This window comes from Mycobacterium sp. H4Y (genome assembly GCF_000364405.1).
Classification (GTDB): Bacteria; Actinomycetota; Actinomycetes; order Mycobacteriales; family Mycobacteriaceae; genus Mycobacterium; species Mycobacterium intracellulare.
In genome coordinates, this window is sequence record NZ_AKIG01000002.1 from 398625 (window position 1) to 417714 (window position 19090).

The following is a 19090-nucleotide window of genomic DNA, read 5'->3' on the forward strand; positions in this document are numbered from 1 at the left end:
AGGCCCAGTCAGTCGATCGCGGCCCAGGATTCGATGATCACCCGCGCGATCGAAATCGACCCGGGCAGCAGGAGTTTCGACTCCGAGGAACTCGACCAGTCCCCGGCCGCCAGCGCCTCGCGCACCTCGTCGCGCGTGAACCACGCCGCCTCGGCGATCTCGCCGTCATTGAACGAAAAGTCCTGCGCCGGGTCGCCGACGGCGTGGAAGCCGACCATCAGCGAGCGCGGGAACGGCCACGGCTGACTGCCCAAATAGCGCACGTCGCGCACGGTCAGCCCGATCTCCTCACGGATCTCCCGAGCCACACACCCCTCGAAAGACTCACCGGCCTCGACGAATCCGGCCAACAGCGAGAACATCCGCTCCGGCCACACCGCCTGGCGCGCCAGCACCGCGCGGTCGCCGCCGTCGTGCACCAGACAAATCACCGCCGGGTCGATGCGAGGGAACTCCTCGTGCCCGGTGACCGGGTTCACGCGTGACCAACCCGCCCGGGCCGGACGTGTGGGTGAACCGTCCACCGAGCTGAATCGAGACTTCTCATGCCAATTCAGCAGTGCGACGGCCGATGACATCAGTTGGCCGCTGGTGTCGTCGAAGATCGGGCCGAGGCTGCGCAAGTTCACCACCTCGGTGCGCGCGTCGGGGTCCTCCGGTGCCTGCAGCGCGCCGCGGATCGCCCACACGTGGCGGCCACCCTCGAGGCGCCCCAGAAACACCGCCTCCGACGGCGGCTTGTCGCCGAGTTCGGCGGCGGCACCCAGCACCACCCGGCCGTCGGAAACCAGCACCTGATTGCGCGAGTCCACCCGCAGCAGCGCCGCCTCGGCCCAGCCCGCGGTGGCCGCCTCGACGTCGGTGCGCAGCTGATCGGCTCGGTCGGCTCCGACGCGCGACAGCAACGGGACGCTGCGCAGTTGAAAGTCCGCGATCGCCATCAATGCCCCACGCTTCGGATGTAGAGCAGGCGGTCGTTGGCCTCGACGGCGTCCACCTCCGGGGCGTCGATGCGCCACAGGTGCCCGTCGCGCACCACGCCGAGCACGATGTCGCGCAAATGCCGCGGTGAACCGCCCACTTCGCTCTGCTCGACCTCACGCTCGGCGATGGCGAGCCCGGCGTCGGGCGTCAGGAGGTCCTCGATCATCTCCACGACGCTGGGCGTCGTGGTGGCAAGCCCGAGGAGGCGACCGGCGGTCGCCGACGAGACCACGACCGAGTCCGCCCCCGACTGCTGCAGCAGGTGCTGGTTTTCGGCCTCCCGGATCGAGGCGACGATCTTGGCGTTGGGCGCGATCTCGCGCGCGGTCAGCGTCGCCAGCACCGCGGTGTCGTCGCGGCTGGTGGCGACGATGATGGACGCGGCGTGCTGGGCCCCGGCCAGCCGCAACACATCGGCCTTGGTGGCGTCACCGTGGACGGTGACCAGACCCGCGCTCTCGGCGTGTTCGAGCGTGCTGCGATCGGTGTCGACGACGACCACCTCCGCCTGGATGGTTTCGTCGCCGAGGATCGCGGCCACCGCCGTTTTCCCCTTGGTGCCATAGCCGATCACGATGGTGTGGTTGCGCACTCTGCTCCTCCAACGCTGAATCTTCCACCCTTGGCGAGACCGCTCGGAAAGCACTTCGAGCGTGGTGCCGACCAGCACGGCCAGGAACGCGATCCGCAGCGCGGTGAAGATCAGGGTGTGCACTAGGCGCGCGGTTTCGGTGTACGGCGTGATGTCGCCGTAGCCGGTGGTCGACAGCGAAACCGCCGAGAAATACAGGCAGTCCAGAAATGTCAGCGGCTCGTTGCGCACATCGCGGAACCCGTCGCGGTCCAGATAGACGATGACGGCCGCGCCGAACAGCACCACCAGGGCGATGGCCAGGCGGCGGGTGATGACCCGAATGGGGCTGGCGTGCTCTTCGGGGATGCGCACCACGCCGATCAGCTGGTGACCGCGCTGGGCGGTCAGCGTTTCGTCCAGACCGCTCAGCTTTCGGGACCTACCGTTGCCCACGGCGGCCCGTCATCGGTTTGATTTCCGCGCACGAGACACGCACGCGTCTTATGTAACCACGGGCACCGCCTCCCCAATACTCGGGCGGCGCGGGTCACACCGCGTACCGTCCGGATCGGTCAGCAACCCGGCCAGCTCGGCGGCGCTCGGCAGTTCGTCGGGGACCACGGTGGTGCCGGCGCGCACGTAGTAGAAGGCGGTGCGCACCGACGATTCCGCGACCCCGGCCAGCGCCGCCCAGGCCATCCGGTACACCGCGAGCTGGACGGCGGCCTGGCGCAGCGCCTCCGCGCCGTGCGGCGGTTCGCCCGTTTTCCAGTCCACGACGGTCGCGCCGCCGTCGGGATCGGCGAACACCGCGTCGATGCGCCCGCGGACCAGGGTCTCACCGATCGGCATCTCGAACGGCACCTCGACGGCGACGGGAGTCCTTGCGGCCCACGGAGATTCGGTGAATGCGGCCTGCAGCGCGGCCAATTCGGCGCTGCCGCCGACGTCGGAGTCCGCCGCACCCGGCAGATCGCCGAGATCGAACAGGCATTCGGCGCCGTAGAACTTCTGCACCCAGGAGTGAAACGCATTGCCCAGCAACGCATGCGGATCCGGCCGCGACGGTAGCCGATGCCTCAACCGCTGCGCGGCGCCCGTCGGGTCGCGCGCCAGGCCGACCAGGGAGCTGACCGACAGCTGGCCGGGCAGTGCCCGGACCGGTGGCTCGATCAACCGCGCCCGTTCGGCCAGCAATGCGTCGACGTCACCCGCCCAGCCGTCGACATCGGCGCACGGCCGACCGGGCCCGGCGGCGAGCGCCCGCCTCACCAGCGCCGCACCGCGCTCGACCTCGTCGCGCCGCACGGCCAGCGGGTCGGCCGGCCACACCGCTTCGATAACGTTGTCGCGAAGCGCGTTTCGCTCGCCGTCGGCGGGCGACGGCGCCCAGTGCTCCACGGTGCCGCAGGGGTCGCCCGCCACGGCCGCACGGTCGATGACGTCCTTGATCTCCACCAGGAAATCCGACGGGCCGCGCGGCTTGACCCCGCTGGCGCCCCAGTGGTGCCCGGACACCAGCAGGGTGTCCTCGGCCCGGGTGATCGCGACGTACAACAATCGGCGCTCCTCGTCCACGCGCCGCTGATCGAGCTGGCGGCGATGCTCGGAGATCTTGTCCGACAGTTGTTTTCGGTTGGTGACGTCCGAGGTGTCGAGCACCGGGATGCCCAGCGCCCCGGCGGCGGCGCGGTCGCCGCGAAGCAGCGGGGGCAGCTCCGCGGCGTCGGTGAGCCAGGTGCTCCTGGACGCGGTCGACGGGAACGTCCCACCCGAGAGGTGCGCGACCGCCACCACCTGCCATTCGAGTCCCTTCGCCGAATGCACGGTGAGCACCTGGACGCGGTCGCGCGCGACGGCCAAAGGTGCCGGCGCCAAACCGTTCTCGACCGCCTCGGCGGCATCCAGAAACCCCAGCAGCCCAGCCACCGAGGCGGTTGCGGACGCGTCCAGCCGCGTGGCCGCGCCGTCGGCGCGCTCGGCGTAACCGGCGACGACGTCGGCGAACGCGTCCAGGTGCTCGGTGCCGGCCCAACCCGCCGCCACCCCCGCCGCGGCCCGGACCTCGCAGTCGACGCCCAGCGCGCGGCGCACCTCGGCCACCAGGTCGGCGAGGGGATGCCCGAGGTGGGCGCGCAGGGCGCTCAGCTCGGCGCCCAAGGCGGTGATGCGCTGATACCCCGCCGCCGAATACGCGCCGGCCGGACCCGGGTCGGCGATCGCGTCGGCCAGGCAGACGGTATCGGCGTCGACGTGCGAGGGGTCGGCGGCGCGCGCAATCGCCTCGGGCGAGGGCGGCGCGGGGTCCGCGGCGGTCCCGCCGAGCGCGCGCGCACGCTGCCACAGTGCGGCGATGTCGCGGGCGCCGAGGCGCCAGCGCGCGCCGGTGAGCACCCGCATCGCCGCCGCGCCGGCCGTCGGGTCGGCGACCAGCCGCAGCATGGCCACCACCTCGGCGACCTCGGGCACCGACAGCAGCCCGGCCAGCCCGACCACCTCGACGGGGATGCCGCGCGCCCGCAGCGCGTCGGCGATGGGCGCGGCGTCGGCGTTGCGGCGCACCAGCACCGCGGCCGTCGGGGGGCTGACACCCTCCGCCCGGGCCCGCCGGTAGTGGGCGTCGAGGTGATCGGCGATCCACTCGCGCTCGGCCACCACGTCGGGCAGCAGGGCGCAGCGGACCGTGCCGGGCGGGGCGTCCGGGCGAGGGCGCAGCGCGTGCACGGCCACCGACCGCCGCCGCGCCTCGGCCGACACGGCGTTGGCGACCCGCAGGGTCCGCGGCGGATTGCGCCAACTGGTCCGTAATTCCAGGACGGGCGCGGGTGTGCCGTCGGAGCGGGGAAAGTCGGTGGTGAACCGGGGCAGGTTGGTCGCCGAGGCCCCGCGCCAGCCGTAGATGGACTGGATGGGGTCGCCCACGGCCGTCAGCGCCAGCCCGTCGTCGACCCCGCCGCCGAACAGGGCCGACAGCGCGATGCGCTGGGCGTGGCCGGTGTCCTGATACTCGTCGAGCAGCACCACCCGGTAACGGGCGCGCAGGTCCGCACCGACCTGGGGGAAGCCCGCGGCCAACCGCGCAGCCGAGGCCATCTGCATGCCGAAATCCATCACCTTCTCGGCGCGCATGCGCTCGTCGAGCGCGTCCAGCAGCGGCACCAACTCCGCGCGCTCGGTCTGGGTGCCCAGCAGGCGCAGTAACCATTGGCTGGGACCGCGCTCCCGCTGATAGGGCCCCGCGGGCAGGCCATGGACGAGCCGCTCTACCTCGACGTGGGTATCGCGCAGCTGTCCGGTGTCGACGAGGTGTTCGGCCAACTGTCCCCACAGGCGCAACACCATCGAGGTGACGGCGGCCGGGGTCTTGTCGGTGTGCAGCTCGCCGCGGTACCCGTTGACCACGTCGAAAGCCAGCTGCCACAGCTCGGTTTCGCTGAGCAACCGGGTGTCGGGCTCGACGGGCAGCAGCAGCCCGTAGTCGCGCAGCAACGAACCCGCGAACGCGTGGTACGTGCTGATCACCGGGGCGCCCTCGGGCTCGGCGGCGGCATCGCCGACCGGGCCCAGGCCGACGCCGGCCAACCGGGCCAGCCGGGACCGGACGCGGCGCAGCAGCTGGCCGGCGGCCTTGCGGGTGAACGTCAGTCCCAGCACCTGGGCGGGTTCGGCGTAGCCGTTGGCGATCAGCCACACCACCCGTGCGGCCATGGTCTCGGTCTTACCGGCTCCGGCCCCCGCGATGACGACCAGCGGGCCCGGCGGCGCGGCGATGACCGCAGACTGCTCCTCGGTCGGCGGGAAAAGGCCGAGCGCGCAAGCCAATTCGCTCGGGTTGTAGCGGGCGTTCATCGGGCCGCTCCGTCGGTGTGCGCCGGGCAGCACGGCCGGATGGGGCAGTGCGTGCAACCGTCGTTGCGCCGCGCCACGAACTGCGGGCCGGCCGTCGCGGCGGCGGCACGCCGGATGACCTGTCGCCATTCGTCGCCGGCGTCCGCGGTCAGCGGGTCCTGTTCGCGTTCGACGGCCCCGGCCGCCCCGGCCTTGCCGACGTAAACCAGCCGCGCCCCACCGGGTTCCACGGTGTCGCCCCCGGCGGCCACCAGGCCTTCGGACACCGCCAGCTGATACATCGCCAGTTGGGCGTGTTGTTGGGCGTCGTCCTTGCTGACCGGGGACTTGCCGGTCTTGACGTCGACGATCACCAGCCGTCCGGCGGCGTCGCGCTCCAGCCGGTCGACGCGGCCGCGCAGCCGAACCTGTTCCCCGTCACCGGTTTCAAGGGTTCCGTCGATCTCGACCTCGACGCCGACCTCGGTGAGCGCGCCGCGGCTCTGGCTTCGCCACTCGACGAACGCCTCGAGCATCGCGCGGTGACGGGCCAGCTCGTTGTCCGAATGCCATTGCGCCGCAAAGGGTAGGTGCTGCCAGGCGCGCTCCAGCTCAGCCAACAGTTCGGATTCGCTTCGATGCGGTTCGGCGATCAGCGCGTGCACCACCGAACCGATGGTGGAGCGCAGGTCGCGCGGATTGGTCCCGCCGTGGCGTTCGGCGAGCCAGCGCAGCGGGCAGTCGGTCAGTGTCTGCAGGGTCGACGGGGTCAGCGTCACGACGTCGCCGCCACCCCGCAGCGGCTCGCCGGTGCTGACCGGGGTCAGGCCGTGCCAGCCGGCCGGGTCGGCGCCGGGCACCCCGGCTTTGGCCAGGCGGGCCAATTGCGTTGCCGCGCAGTCCCGGGCGAGCTCGTCCACCGCCCCGTCGGGAGCGCAGACCACGCCCCGCAGCCGTCCCACCAGCGCAGCCGCCGACAGCACCCGGGGCGCCGAAATAGGTTGCAGCGCAGTCGTTTCCACGTCTTCGTCGGCCCATTGCGCGATGTCGAAGAAGAACGGCGACGGCAGCGCGGCCGCGTGGTCCGCCCCACCGGTGTCGCTGTCGACCGCCGTCACCAACAGCCGCCGGCGGGCACGGCCCATCGCCGCCACCAGCAACCGGCGCTCCTCGGCCACCAGGGGTGCGCGCATCGAGGCGTCCGCGGTGACCCCGTCCAGCTCGTCGAGCAGCCGCTGGGTGCCCAGCACACCGCCCCGCGGAACGGTGTTGGGCCACAAACCATCCTGCAATCCGGCGATGACCACGAAATCCCATTCGTGTCCCAGCGCGGCGTGCGCGCTGAGCACCCTGACCTGCCCCGCCGTGGCGGCCGGCTCGGGGTTGGCGTTCGGCAGGTGCAGCGCGGCGACGTGCTCGACCAGGCCGCGCAACGACGCGCCGGAAGTGCGCGACACGTAGTCGTCGGTGATGTCGAACAACGCGGTGACCGACTCGAGATCCCGGGTGGCCTGGGCCGCGGCGGGGCCGCCGCGCTCGCAGACCGACAGCCAGCGGCGCTGCAGCCCGGACCGGTGCCAGGCGGCCCACAGGGTGTAGCGCGGGTCCTCGCCGGCTTCGTGGCACCGCGCGGCCGCATCCAGCACCGCGCGGACCTTGCGCAACGAACGGAACTGTGGACCCGGCGGCACGGCGCCCGACAGCGTCTCGACCAACAGCTCGGCGAAGTCGCCCGGCGGGCGATCGGGGTTGGCGCGCTGCAGGGTTCGGCGCAGTTGCCGCAGCGAAACCGGGTCGACGCGGCCGATGGGGCCGGTCAGCAACGCCAGCGCCTGCTGCCCGTCCAGCCCGTCGGCGGCGGCCAGCAGCACGGTCAGCAGCGCGCGCACCGCCGGCTCCTCGGCCAGCGGCCCGGTGGCGGCGGCCGCGGCCACCGGCACCCCGGCGGCGGCGAGCGCGCGCGGCAACCGCGCGCCGGCCCGCGGTACCGACCGGACGATGACCGCCATCTGCGACCAGGGCACGCCGTCGAACAGGTGCGCCCGGCGCAGCGCGTCGGCGATCGCCGCCGCCTCGGCGTGCGCCGAGGCGGCGAGGCGCACCGTGACCGATCCCTCCCCCGCCCCGGCGCCGTCGATCCGGCGGCCGGCGCCGCCGCCGGGCAACCGGGCGGCGATGCCGCTGACGGCGCGGGCCACGGCGGGCGCGCAGCGATGCGACGTCGTCAACGTCACCGCCGGGCCGTCGCCGTCGAGCAGCCCGGCCGGTTCGCCGCCCCGGAAGCCGAACACCGCCTGATTGGGGTCCCCGGCGATCAGCGCCAGCTCGGCGCCCGCCGCGAGCACCCGCACCAGGCGGGCCGCCTGAGGGTCGAGCTGTTGGGCGTCGTCGACCAGCAGGACCCGGATCCGGCCGCGTTCGGCCGCCAGCAGCTCGGGGTCGACGGCGAACGCCTCCAGCGCCGCGCCCACCAATTCGGCGGCGCCCAGCGCGGGTGTCGTCGCCTCCGGCGCGGCCGTGCCGACCGCCGCGCGCAGCAACATCACCTGCTCGTACTGGCGCGCGAATTGCCCCGCGGCGATCCATTCCGGCCGGCGGCAACGACGGCCAAGCCGCTCCAGTTCCCCTGGGTCGATACCGCGTTCGGCGCAGCGGGCCAACAGGTTTCGCAGTTCGGTGGCGAACCCCGCGGTGCTCAGCGCCGGCCGCAGTTGCGCCGGCCACGCGGACGTCGCGCGGGCGCCGTCGTCGAGGTCTCCGGCCAGCAGCTCCCGGATGATGGCGTCCTGCTCGGCGCTGGTGACCAGCCGCGGGGGCGCATCGCCGGCCCGTTCGGCGGCGCGCCGCAAGACCGCGTAGGCATACCCGTGCACGGTCCGCACCAGCGGTTCGCTGACGGCGACCCGGCCCGGTCGGGAGCGCAGCAACGCCGTCGTCAACGCGCTGCGCTCGGCCATCCCGAGCCGGCCCGAACCGGTCAGCAGCAGAACCGATTCCGGGTCGATCCCGGCGTCGATCCGGGCGACCGCGGCGTCGATCAGCAGGCTGCTCTTTCCGGTCCCGGGCCCGCCGAGCACGCGAACGATCCCGCGCGCACCGGGCGCCAGCACAGCGCTCGCGTCGGCCTCCCAGGTGTGTGCCATGGCTGCATGCAATCACCAGGGTGTGACAAGTGGACCCGGCCAGCGCCGACGCGAGCTCTTACCCTGGAAGTCGCAGCAGCGCGAAGAATGGTCTCAAGGCTGCAAAAGGAGGGGTTGACGACCATGACGGACGAGCACGGCTTTCCCACCGACGAGGCGCCCGAGGGCGACGCGGTGGAGCAACTGCGGCCCGCCGATTCCGACGACGACGCCGGCCTGGACACCGATTACGTGAGCGCCCGGGACCGCGAGGCCAACGAAGCCGACGTGATCGAGCAGGCCTACGTCGTGTCCGCGGACGACGATCGGGACGACGATCGCTGAGGACCGCCCGCGACGCCCGGTGACGGCGGCTGGCACCATCGACGGGTGACCGCGAAGTTGTACGTCCACCGCTACGGTCCGTCCGGTCCGGCGCGGATCCTCGCGCTGCACGGGCTGACCGGGCACGGGCAGCGTTGGCAACACCTGTCCGGCCTGCTGCCCGAGATCGGCCTGGCCGCACCGGATCTGCTCGGCCACGGCCGGTCCTCGTGGGCGGCGCCGTGGACCATCGACGCCAACGTCTCGGCGCTGGCCGCGCTGCTCGACGCGCAGGCCGGCACGCCGGTGGTGGTCGTCGGCCACTCGTTCGGCGCAGGGCTTGCCATGCACCTGGCCGCGGCGCGGCCGAACCGGGTTTCGGGGCTGCTGCTGCTCGATCCGGCGATCGGGTTGGACGGCGCGTGGATGCGCGAAATCGCCGAGGCCATGTTGTCCTCGCCCGACTATCCCGACGCCGAGGAAGCACGCCTGGAAAAGGTGCACGGCTCGTGGTCGGATGTCGAGCCCGCGCTGCTCGATGCCGAGCTCGACGAGCATCTGATCGCCCTACCCAATGGCCGCTACGGCTGGCGCATCAGCCTGCCGGCGATGATGGCGTATTGGAGCGAGCTCGCCCGCGACGCCGTGCTGCCGCCGGCGCAAACGCCGACGATCCTGGTGCGCGCCAAGCGAACATCGCCGCCGTATGTCACCGACGAACTCATCGCGGGCCTTGCGCAGCGGCTGGGATCGCGTTTCCGGCTGCTGGATTTCGACTGCAACCACATGGTGCCCTACGCCAAGCCCGACGACGTCGCCGCGCTGGCCCGCGAGCTACTGGAAGCCCGCTGACCGTGGCGCCGGTGACCGACGATCAGGTCGAGCGGGTGCGGGCGCTGGTCGCCGCCATCCCGTCCGGCAGGGTGGCCACCTACGGCGACATCGCCTCGGTCGCAGGGCTTTCCAGCCCGCGGATCGTCGGCTGGATCATGCGGACCGATTCCTCGGACCTGCCGTGGCACCGCGTCATCACCGCCTCCGGGCGCCCGGCGCGCCACCTGACCACCCGGCAGCTGGAGCTGCTGCGCGCCGAGGGCGTGCTGGCCCGCGACGGCAGGATCGCGCTGGGCGAGGTCCGCTACGAGTTCCCGGGCGGGGTTTTGTAGTTTCGACTACAGGACCAACCGGACCAGCGCCGCGGTGCGGGCCAGACCGGGGAACGCCTCGGCGGTGGACCGCGGGTGCAGCGCATGGACCGCCAGGCGAAACATCAACGCCCGCAACAACATCTGCGGCCATTCCGGTAGGGCGTTCCAGCGCTCGATGAGTCCGTCGTCGGCCTCGCCCCAGGACAACGCGTCGATGACGGCCACGCCCGCCGCCCACGACGCGGGCCGCCAGTACGGGGTGATGTCGGTGATGCCCGGCGCCGCGGTGCCCACGAAAAGCACTGTGCCGTAAAGGTCCCCGTGGACCAGCTGGTTGGGACTCTTGGTCGGCTTGCGCAACGTGGCGAGCTGGTTGAGCAACTCCACCGAGCGCTCGGCGTCCGCGGTGGCCGGGGCCACCCGCGCGCCGGGCGGCACCGAGGCCAGGGGCCGTTCCTCCCACGCCGCGCGGTCGGCGGCGATGAAAATGTCGACGTCCCCCCAGGGCGCCGCGGGGCCCTGGGTCAAAAAGCGGGGGCGTTCCAGTTTGCCCGTCGCCTCGTGCAGGCGGACCGCCGCCGAGACGACCTCGTCGTGGCGAGGCTCCGGCGTCCCCGCGACGAAGGTGTCCGCCCGCCACCCGGAAACGACGTAGCGCCCGTCGGTGGACCGGACCGGGCGGGCCAGCCGGACGCCGTCGACGAACAACGTCTCGCGGACCCGGGCGGACCACGCCGCGCGGGCGTTGTCGGCCACCAGCGACAGGACGACCTCGCCGCACCGCCAGCCGCCCTCCCAGCTGGCGCCCAGATAGACGGGTTTGACGCCGGCCAAACCGAACGCCGACAGCACATGGTCCGGCGGTGGCTCGACTGTCACACCGGTACTCTAAACGAGTCCAACAGCGGCGAAGCTCAGTACAGGATCATGTCGGGTTGCATCTGCTGCGCCCAGGCCACAATTCCGCCCTCCAGGTGCACCGCATCGGCGAACCCCGCCTGCTTCAGCACCGCCAGCGCCTGCGCCGAGCGCACGCCCGTTTTGCAATACAGCACCGGCATGCGGTCCCGCGGCAGCTTTGCCAGACCCTCACCCGAGTTGATCGACGACTGCGGGACCAGCTGCGCGCCATCGATGTGCACGATGTCGAACTCCACGGGCTCGCGGACGTCGATCAGGGCCAGCTCCTTGCCGGAATCCAGCAGCTCGCGCAGCTCCCGCGGGGTGATGGCCGTCGCGTCGCCGACCGGGGTGTCGGCGGCCGCGCCGCACAGCTGCTCATAGTCGACGAGCTCGGTGATCTTGGGCCTCGACGCGTCGGACGGGTCCCGGCGAATCGCGATCGTGCGGTAGGTCATCTGCAGCGCGTCGTAGATCATCAACCGGCCCAGCAACGAATCGCCGATGCCGGTGATGAGTTTGATCACTTCGGTGCTCATCACCGAGGCGATGGACGCGCAGACGATGCCCAGCACGCCGCCTTCGGCGCACGACGGAACGGTGCCGGGCGGCGGCGGCTCCGGGTAGAGGTCGCGGTAGTTGAGGCCGCGTCCGTCCGGCGCGTCCTCCCAGCACACCGAGATCTGGCCCTCGAATTGGTAGATCGACCCCCACACGTACGGCTTTTTCGCCAGCACCGCCGCGTCGTTGATCAGGTACCGGGTCGCGAAGTTGTCGGTGCCGTCCACGATCAGGTCGTAGCAACCGAACAACTTGACGGCGTTGGTGGAGTCCAGGCGCACCTCGTGCAGGCGCACGTCCACCAGCGGGTTGATCGCGAGCATCGACTCCCGCGCCGAGACGGCCTTGGGACGCCCGACGTCGGCCACGCCGTGAATGATCTGGCGGTGCAGGTTCGATTCCTCGACGACGTCGAATTCGACGATGCCGATCGTGCCCACGCCGGCCGCGGCCAGGTACAGCAAGGTCGGCGCCCCCAGGCCACCGGCGCCGATCACCAGCACCCGGGCGTTCTTGAGTCGCTTCTGCCCGTCGACCCCCAGGCCGGGAATGATCAAGTGACGGCTGTAGCGGGCCACCTCGTCGCCGGTCAGGTGGTCTGCGGGTGCCACCAGCGGTGGCAACGACGACACGGACAACATCTCCTCGGTCAGCTTCGCGGTTCTGCTTATGAATCCATCACAGCAGCCCGCCGGGAGGACGGCAACGAAGGCAGTCGGCCGCTAGGCGATCGGGTACGGCCAGGGGTTGAAGCGGCAGGTCTTCCCGTCGGCCTTGACGGTGTCGGGGTCGAACTGCGCGGCGTCGTTGTTGGACGTGGAGAACGTCTGCTGCATCATCACCGGCGCCAGGGCGCCCTGCTGTTCGCAGGCCTCGTGGTGCAGGTATCCGATGGCGTGGCCGACCTCGTGGTTGATCACGTATTGCCGGTACGAACCGATGTCCCCTTCGAACGGCACGGCGCCGCGCACCCAGCGCGCCTCGTTGATGAAGACCCGCGCCTCGCGGTTGGCGCCGAAAACCGGGTTGTAGCAGGACGTCTCCAGCCGGAATTCGTAGCCGCACCCCTCCCGCACCGTCACCGGCGACACCAGCGAGATCCGAAAGTCGGGCTTTGCCCCACTGGCGCCGTCGATCCGGATGAAAGCGAACTGCGGGTTGTGCGTCCAGCCCTTCGGATTGGCCAGCGTCTGGTCGACCATCTGCGCGAACGCTTCGTCGTCGCCGAACATCGTCGGGTCGATGCCGTTCTCCACCTCGACGGTGTACCGGAACACCTTGGCGGTGCCCTGGCCGAACTGGGGCGTCGCGCCCGGCACCGCGTGCCACGTCTTGTCACCGGCTTCGGTGAAGGGGCCTCCGTCGGGCAACGTCCCGGCCGGCAGGTTGGCGTCGAACGCGGCGAGCCCACGCGGCGGCGCGTCGATGATCGTGGTGCCCACCGCGCCGATCGCGGGGGGACTCTCGATGGGCTGGCTGTTCGTGGGCTTCGACGCGCCGGCGCCGGTCACCGTCTGGTACATGACCACGGCCGTCAGCACCGCCAGGACCGGCAGCGCGTACGCGCGCCAGCCGTAGGTGGAGACGAACCGCCCGAGCCACGTTTGTTTGCGCCACTGCCGCTGCCGCTCACGGTCGGCCCGCGCCCGCCCCGCTTCCGGGGCGGCCAGGGGGTCACGCAGCGCCCGCAGCGGCTCGCGCCACTCGTCGCGCAGCACCGGCACGCGACCGCTGCTGCGCGGGGGTCGCTGCGACGTCATTTTCCCAGGATTACACAGCGGACCACCCACGCCGACCTTGGCGCGCCCGAATCCGCCGCCCGACACCGCTTCTGCCAGGTACGACGACGCCGACGGCGGGAGCTCCAACCCCGCGGGTAGTAAGGTCTTTTCAACGAGCTGCGAGCGGCTGGCCCCGGTGGACCGACGGCCGGCCGTCGACAATCAGATGAGGACTCGATGAGCGAACTCGCCAAGATGCCGGCACGGCGTGCCGTCAGATCGGCTGACCGCGGCCGGCCGGCGGACGGCGCCGCGGCCCCCAACCGGCGGGGCAACCGGCTGCCCCGCGATGAGCGCCGCGGCCAGTTGCTCATCGTCGCCAGCGACGTCTTCGTCGACCGCGGCTACCACGCGGCCGGCATGGACGAGATCGCCGATCGCGCCGGGGTCAGCAAACCCGTTCTGTACCAACACTTTACGAGCAAGCTCGAGCTGTACCTCGCCGTGCTGGCGCGGCACGTGGAAAACCTGGTCTCCGGCGTCCAGCAGGCGTTGAGCACCACCAAGGACAACCGCCGGCGGTTGCACGCCGCGGTGCAGGCGTTCTTCGATTTCATCGAGCACGACAGCCAGGGCTACCGGCTGATCTTCGAAAACGACTACGTCACCGAGCCCGAGGTGGCCGCCCAGGTGCGTGTGGCCACCGAATCCTGCATCGACGCGGTGTTCGCGTTGATCAGCGAGGATTCCGGGCTGGACCCGCACCGCGCGCGGATGATCGCCGTCGGGCTGGTCGGCATCAGCGTCGACTGCGCCAGGTACTGGCTCGACTCCGATCGCCCGATTTCGAAGGCGGACGCCGTCGAGGGCACCGTCCAGTTCGCCTGGGGCGGACTGTCACACGTGCCGCTGACCCGCTCCTAGCGTCCCTTGCCGGCATGTTTGCCGGCTTCGATTTCGGCACCGATCCCGAAGCCGACCCGCCGCGCGTCGGCGACGCCGATCTCGACGTAGGCGATCTTGCTGGTGTGGATCAGGAAGCGACGGCCCCGCTCGTCGCTCAGTCGCAGCAGCCCCGACCCCTCGCCGAGCGCGGCGCTGACCAGGTCTTCGACTTCGGCGGGTGTCTGGTCGCTGGCGAGGACCAACTCGCGCGGACTATCCGTGATCCCGATCTTGACCTCCACGGTCACCCCTTCCGTAGGCGTTTGAAGTCGTGCGCGGGCGGCGAAGTCCCAGCCCCGTCAGCAGCAGGCTAGTTGACGCGGCAGACCCCCACCTCGTCGCGTCCCCACACTTCGCGGTCAGCGAAACTTCGGTCGCGTGCCGATAACGATTCGCTTGCAGGTTGTCTCACACACCCACGCGATACCCGATCCGCGCTTTCACATGGCTAACTTCGGCCCCATGGGTACCACATTGCCGCACCTCGACGACCGGATCCGGAGCTACCCGGACGACGACGCTGACGACTGCGACACCGACCCCTACCTGAACGCCGACTACAACTGGACGGGCTGGCCGGCCGATTCGCGCTGGCGACCCGCGACGGCGATCCTCGGCGCGGTGGTGGCCGTCGGCGCCGTCGCCACCGCCGTCATCATCAACAGCGGCGACAGCGCGTCAACCAAGGCCACGCTGGGAGCGCCGGCCCCCCACCCGGTGACCTCGGCACCCGCGACCACCAAGGCGTCCGCGCCACCGAGCCCCTCGCGCGTGGCCCAGCTGCCGCCGGAGACCGTGACGACCGTCACCACGCCGAGCGCCGCGCCCAGCACCCCGGCGGCCCAAACCCCCACGGCCGCACCGCCTCTCGCGCCCGCACCGCCGACGGCCGCGCTGAACCCGCGCACCGTCGTCTACAGCGTGAGCGGGACCAAGCAGCTGCTGGACCTGGTGAACGTGGTCTACACCGACGCGCGGGGCGTCCCGCAGAGCGAGTTCAACGTGTCGCTGCCGTGGTCGAAGGTAGTGGTCCTCAATCCCGGCGTGCAGACCGAATCCGTGGTCGCGACCAGCTTCTACGGCCAGCTCAGCTGCTCGGTCTTCAACGCCGCCGGTCAGCGGATCATGGCGTCGGGCAGCCCGTCGAACATGGCGACCTGCTCGCGCTGAGTTTGACGGCCGTCAGCTCAGCCCCAACTCGTGCATGCGGCGGTCGTGCGTCAGCTGCAACCGATCGAAGAACGCGTTGAGCTGGCCCAGCCCGCCAGCGCCCGACAGCACCAGGTCGACGAGCTCGTCGTGGTCGGCCAGCAGGTACTGGGCCTGGGTGATCGCCTCGCCGAACAGCCGGCGCGACCACAGCGCGAGCCGGCTGCGCTGCTTGCCGCTGGACGTGACGGCGGCGCGCACCTCGGCGACGACGAACTGCGAGTGCCCGGTCTCGGCCAGCGCCCCCCGCACCACGTCGGCAACCTCGTCGGGCAGCCCGTCGGCGATCTCCAGATACAAATCGGCGGCCAGAGCGTCACCGACATACGTCTTCACCAAGGCTTCCAGCCACGTGCTGGGCATCGTCAGGCGGTGGTAGTTCTCCAGCGCCGACACGTACTTCGACATCGCCGACACGACGTCGACGCCGCGGCTTTCCAGCGCGTCGCGCAGCTGCTCGTAGTGCTGCATCTCCGCGGCGGCCATGCTCGCCATCGAGATCCGTCCGCGCAGGTCAGGGGCCATCCGCGCCTCGTCGGTGAGCCGGTAGAACGCGGCGATCTCGCCGTAGGCCAAGACCGCGAACAACTCGTTGACCCCGGGGTGATCGGCCGACAATCGCGGGGCAGCCGACTCCTCCACTTGGTCGGTGGAAGTGGGCTGGTAAGAGGGCCGGGTCATGGCAACACTGTAGTCGGCGGAGTTGGCGCGAAACGGGTGCCGGAGCTCGACCAGCTATCATGTAGGTAGATGGCGGTGTTATTTGTGCCAATGTTCTTCCACGCCGCTATCGGCGAAATGTGCGTGCACAGCAGGCCCGCCCGGGCTGGGACCCCCAGACTGAGCCGGAGCCCGCGACTCGGCGACGTATTCGGAGTCGGAACTCGTGCGCGCGTGACCGCGACAGAGAAACACCCGACACAATCCGATACGTCTTCGAGAGGCTACCTACCCACGCATGACCACACTGACCAGCACAACTGAACTGACCTTTGCTCAACTCGGCGTCCGCGACGAAATCGTGCGCGCGCTCGCGGAAAAGGGGATCGAAAGCCCCTTCGCCATCCAAGAACTGACCCTGCCGCTCGCGCTCGCCGGCGACGACCTGATCGGGCAGGCCCGCACCGGCATGGGCAAGACCTTCGCCTTCGGGGTGCCGCTGCTGCAGCGCATCACCTCCGGCACCGCCGAGCGGCCGCTCAACGGAACACCCCGCGCGCTGATCGTGGTGCCCACCCGCGAGCTCTGCCTGCAGGTAACCGATGACCTGGCGCTGGCGGCCAAGCATTTGACCGCCGACGAAGGCCGGCGCCTATCGGTGGTCCCCATTTACGGCGGCCGCCCCTACGAGGCGCAGATCGAGGCGCTGCGCGCCGGCGCCGACGTCGTGGTGGGCACCCCGGGCCGGCTGCTCGACCTGAGCCAGCAGGGCCACCTGCAGCTCGGTGGGCTCTCGGTGCTGGTGCTCGACGAGGCCGACGAGATGCTCGACCTCGGCTTTTTGCCCGACATCGAGCGCATCCTGCGGCAGATCCCCGTCGACCGGCAGTCGATGCTGTTCTCGGCGACCATGCCGGACCCGATCATCACGCTGGCCCGCACCTTCATGAACCAGCCCACCCACATCCGGGCCGAAGCGCCGCACTCGGCGGCCACCCACGACACCACCGTCCAGTACGCCTACCGGGCGCACGCCCTGGACAAGGTGGAGCTGGTCAGCCGGATCCTGCAGGCAGAGGGCCGTGGCGCCACGATGATCTTCACCCGCACCAAGCGCACCGCCCAGAAGGTCGCCGACGAGTTGGCCGAGCGCGGTTTCGCGGTGGGCGCCGTCCACGGCGACCTCGGACAGGTGGCACGCGAAAAGGCGCTCAAGGCTTTCCGGACCGGCGACATCGACGTGCTGGTGGCCACCGACGTGGCCGCGCGCGGCATCGATATCGATGACGTCACCCACGTCATCAACTACCAGATCCCCGAGGACGAGCAGGCGTACGTGCACCGCATCGGGCGCACCGGCCGCGCAGGCAAGACCGGCGTCGCCGTCACCCTGGTGGACTGGGACGAGCTCACCCGCTGGGCGCTGATCGACAAGGCATTGGGGCTGGACAACCCCGAACCCGCCGAGACCTACTCCAGCTCGCCGCACCTGTACGACGAGCTGAGCATCCCCGCCGATGCCGGAGGCACCGTCGGTGCGGCCCGCAAGGCGCAGGGCGCGCGCCGCACCGGTGAGCGCGCCACCCAGAAGCCGGGACAGAAATCGGAGAAGACCGCGCGGCGGTCCGGGACGCGGCGGCGCACCCGCGGCGGCCAGCCGGTCAGCGCGCACCCGTCGGGCAACGGCGCCGCGAGCAGCAACGGTGACGCCGCCGCGGAAACGCCGGCCGGCTCCCCGCCGGGAAACGCCGGCTCCAGCCGTCGCCGCCGTCGGCGCCGCAAGCCGGCGGAAGCCGCCGCGGCGGCCCCCACCGCGCAAAACAACTAATCCCCCGCGCCCACGCATGGTCAGACCCGAGCGCCGGACCAAGCGCGACATCCTGGCCGCCGCGACCATCGCGGTCGTCGTCGCCGTGGCGGCGGCCCTCATCTGGTGGACCAGCGACGCGCGGGCGACCAGCAGCCGCCCGGCCGCCGTCCCGGCGCCCAACCCGAGCCCGGCCCGGCAGGTTCCCGCCGGCCTGAAGCAACTGTGGACGGCCTCCAGTCCGGCCACCACCGAGCCGGTGGTGGTGGGCGGGGTGGTCGTCACCGGTGCGGGCGTCCGGATCGACGGGCGCGACGCCGGCACGGGCCAGTCCCGCTGGAGCTACGCCCGCGACACCAACCTCTGCGGAGTCTCGTGGCTGTACCGCTACGCCGTCGGGGTCTACCGCGACGACCGCGGCTGCGGGCAGGTAAGCACCCTGGACGGCTCCACCGGTCGCCGCGGGCCCGCGCGCAGTGGCTACGCCGATCCGCGGGTGCGGCTCTCCTCCGACGGCATGACCGTCTTGTCGGTCGGTGACACCCGCCTGGAGCTGTGGCGCTCGGACATGGTCCGGATGGTGGCCTACGGCGAGACCGACGCCCGGGTGAAGCCGTCGTCGCGGGGGCTGCACTCCGGCTGCAGGCTGATCTCGGCCGCGGCCAGCTCGTCCGCGGTCTCGGTGCTGGAGAGCTGCGCGAATCAGGCCGACCTGCGCCTGGTGCTGCTCCGGCCGGGCAAGGACGACGACGAACCCCAGCAACACGTCGTGGCCGAGCCGGGGATCGCGCCCGATTCGGGCGCCCGGGTGCTGGCAGTCCGGGAAACCACCACCGCGGTGTACCTGCCGGCGCCCCAGCCCCGGGTGGACGTGATCGACGAAACCGGCGCCACCGTGGCGAGCACCCTGCTGCCCAAGCCGCCGACGCGCTCGGCGGCGGTCTCGCACGCCGGCAGCCTGATGACCTGGTGGACCGGCGATTCGCTGATGGTTTTCGACGTGAACACCCTGGCGCTGCGCTACACCATCGCCGCGGGTGACAAGACGGCGCCGCTGGGGCCGGGGGTGATGATGGCGGGCCGGCTGCTGGTGCCCGTCACCGGCGCGATCGGCGTCTACGACCCGGTCAGCGGGACCGGCGAACGCTACATTCCGGTCGACCGTGCGGCCAATCCCCCGCCACCCGGGAGGGCGGTGGTCCCGGCCGTGTCGGGGTCGCGGGTGTTCGAGCAGCGCGGCGACACCGTGGTCGCGCTGGGCTGAGCGTTCGGGGCGGCGACGGCCGCCCGCGCGTCTTAGCCCGCGA

The 19090-nt window shown here is 71.4% G+C and carries 16 protein-coding genes; 7 read left to right on the top strand and 9 right to left on the bottom strand.

The features are described from left to right. Positions 1–8 precede the first annotated feature (8 nt). The 4 genes from nudC to W7U_RS15685 are packed head-to-tail and all read right to left on the bottom strand — an operon-like array spanning position 9 to position 8529. Positions 9–941: an NAD(+) diphosphatase gene (gene nudC, locus W7U_RS15670; RefSeq protein WP_008259652.1), complete on the bottom strand. Its 933-nt coding sequence runs from the start codon at positions 939–941 to the stop codon at positions 9–11. After that, the gene (locus W7U_RS15675; protein WP_008259653.1) at positions 941–2011 is read right to left on the bottom strand and encodes a potassium channel family protein; all 1071 of its coding nucleotides are present in this window, start codon (positions 2009–2011) and stop codon (positions 941–943) included. The genes nudC and W7U_RS15675 overlap by 1 nt, the downstream gene beginning before the upstream one ends. Before the next feature lie 48 nt (positions 2012–2059). Continuing rightward, entirely contained in the window at positions 2060–5407 is a 3348-nt protein-coding gene (locus W7U_RS15680) for an ATP-dependent DNA helicase (protein WP_020823348.1), read from the bottom strand. Beyond that, entirely contained in the window at positions 5404–8529 is a 3126-nt protein-coding gene (locus tag W7U_RS15685) for an ATP-dependent DNA helicase (RefSeq protein WP_008259655.1), read from the bottom strand. The genes W7U_RS15680 and W7U_RS15685 overlap by 4 nt, the downstream gene beginning before the upstream one ends. 123 nt (positions 8530–8652) lie before the next feature. Here W7U_RS15685 and W7U_RS15690 point away from each other — a divergent pair, with 123 nt between their 5' ends. From W7U_RS15690 to W7U_RS15700, 3 genes are read left to right on the top strand one after another with little or no spacing between them, the layout of a single operon-like run. Further along, the gene (locus W7U_RS15690; RefSeq protein WP_008259656.1) at positions 8653–8853 is read left to right on the top strand and encodes a hypothetical protein; all 201 of its coding nucleotides are present in this window, start codon (positions 8653–8655) and stop codon (positions 8851–8853) included. A 45-nt stretch (positions 8854–8898) separates the two neighbouring features. Then, a complete protein-coding gene (locus W7U_RS15695; RefSeq protein ID WP_008259657.1) occupies positions 8899–9684 on the top strand; it encodes an alpha/beta hydrolase in 786 nt (261 codons plus the stop codon). Positions 9685–9686: 2 nt separating this feature from the next. Next, the gene (locus tag W7U_RS15700) at positions 9687–9998 is read left to right on the top strand and encodes an MGMT family protein (protein WP_008259666.1); all 312 of its coding nucleotides are present in this window, start codon (positions 9687–9689) and stop codon (positions 9996–9998) included. A 6-nt stretch (positions 9999–10004) separates the two neighbouring features. Here W7U_RS15700 and W7U_RS15705 read toward each other — a convergent pair whose 3' ends face one another. From W7U_RS15705 to W7U_RS15715, 3 genes are all read right to left on the bottom strand, one after another. Then, positions 10005–10859: a TIGR02569 family protein gene (locus W7U_RS15705; RefSeq protein ID WP_008259667.1), complete on the bottom strand. Its 855-nt coding sequence runs from the start codon at positions 10857–10859 to the stop codon at positions 10005–10007. A 35-nt stretch (positions 10860–10894) separates the two neighbouring features. Next, a complete protein-coding gene (gene moeZ / locus W7U_RS15710; RefSeq protein WP_008259668.1) occupies positions 10895–12082 on the bottom strand; it encodes an adenylyltransferase/sulfurtransferase MoeZ in 1188 nt (395 codons plus the stop codon). A gap of 81 nt (positions 12083–12163) precedes the next feature. After that, positions 12164–13309 (bottom strand): DUF3152 domain-containing protein, encoded by a 1146-nt coding sequence (locus W7U_RS15715; protein ID WP_008259669.1) that lies wholly within the window; start codon positions 13307–13309, stop codon positions 12164–12166. 90 nt (positions 13310–13399) lie between these two features. On the opposite strand from W7U_RS15715, the gene W7U_RS15720 reads away from it, so the two are divergent. Beyond that, positions 13400–14086 carry a TetR/AcrR family transcriptional regulator gene (locus W7U_RS15720; protein ID WP_008259670.1) on the top strand — a complete coding sequence of 229 codons (687 nt, stop codon included), beginning with the start codon at positions 13400–13402 and terminating at the stop codon, positions 14084–14086. Here the strand turns inward: W7U_RS15720 and W7U_RS15725 are convergent. Next, on the bottom strand, positions 14083–14349 hold the full coding sequence (locus W7U_RS15725) for a DUF3107 domain-containing protein (RefSeq protein WP_036389938.1): 267 nt from the start codon (positions 14347–14349) through the stop codon (positions 14083–14085). The genes W7U_RS15720 and W7U_RS15725 overlap by 4 nt on opposite strands. 220 nt (positions 14350–14569) lie before the next feature. Between W7U_RS15725 and W7U_RS15730 the strand changes: the two genes are divergently transcribed. Further along, the gene (locus W7U_RS15730) at positions 14570–15277 is read left to right on the top strand and encodes an MmpS family transport accessory protein (protein WP_008259682.1); all 708 of its coding nucleotides are present in this window, start codon (positions 14570–14572) and stop codon (positions 15275–15277) included. A 12-nt stretch (positions 15278–15289) separates the two neighbouring features. On the opposite strand, the gene W7U_RS15735 is transcribed toward W7U_RS15730, so the two are convergent. Next, complete coding sequence (locus W7U_RS15735) at positions 15290–15997, bottom strand: ferritin-like fold-containing protein (protein WP_036429440.1); 708 nt, start codon at positions 15995–15997, stop codon at positions 15290–15292. A 277-nt stretch (positions 15998–16274) separates the two neighbouring features. Between W7U_RS15735 and W7U_RS15740 the strand changes: the two genes are divergently transcribed. Next, a complete protein-coding gene (locus W7U_RS15740) occupies positions 16275–17804 on the top strand; it encodes a DEAD/DEAH box helicase (protein ID WP_008259688.1) in 1530 nt (509 codons plus the stop codon). A gap of 16 nt (positions 17805–17820) precedes the next feature. Next, on the top strand, positions 17821–19047 hold the full coding sequence (locus W7U_RS15745) for a hypothetical protein (protein ID WP_008259689.1): 1227 nt from the start codon (positions 17821–17823) through the stop codon (positions 19045–19047). Positions 19048–19090 lie beyond the last annotated feature (43 nt).

Coding starts and splice junctions, on each gene's coding strand:
- nudC (WP_008259652.1), bottom strand. CDS start 941: ATGGCGATCGCGGACTTTCAACTGCGCAGCGTCCCGTTGCTGTCGCGC.
- W7U_RS15680 (WP_020823348.1), bottom strand. CDS start 5,407: ATGAACGCCCGCTACAACCCGAGCGAATTGGCTTGCGCGCTCGGCCTT.
- W7U_RS15685 (WP_008259655.1), bottom strand. CDS start 8,529: ATGGCACACACCTGGGAGGCCGACGCGAGCGCTGTGCTGGCGCCCGGT.
- W7U_RS15690 (WP_008259656.1), top strand. CDS start 8,653: ATGACGGACGAGCACGGCTTTCCCACCGACGAGGCGCCCGAGGGCGAC.
- moeZ (WP_008259668.1), bottom strand. CDS start 12,082: ATGTTGTCCGTGTCGTCGTTGCCACCGCTGGTGGCACCCGCAGACCAC.
- W7U_RS15720 (WP_008259670.1), top strand. CDS start 13,400: ATGAGCGAACTCGCCAAGATGCCGGCACGGCGTGCCGTCAGATCGGCT.
- W7U_RS15730 (WP_008259682.1), top strand. CDS start 14,570: ATGGGTACCACATTGCCGCACCTCGACGACCGGATCCGGAGCTACCCG.
- W7U_RS15735 (WP_036429440.1), bottom strand. CDS start 15,997: ATGACCCGGCCCTCTTACCAGCCCACTTCCACCGACCAAGTGGAGGAG.
- W7U_RS15740 (WP_008259688.1), top strand. CDS start 16,275: ATGACCACACTGACCAGCACAACTGAACTGACCTTTGCTCAACTCGGC.
- W7U_RS15745 (WP_008259689.1), top strand. CDS start 17,821: ATGGTCAGACCCGAGCGCCGGACCAAGCGCGACATCCTGGCCGCCGCG.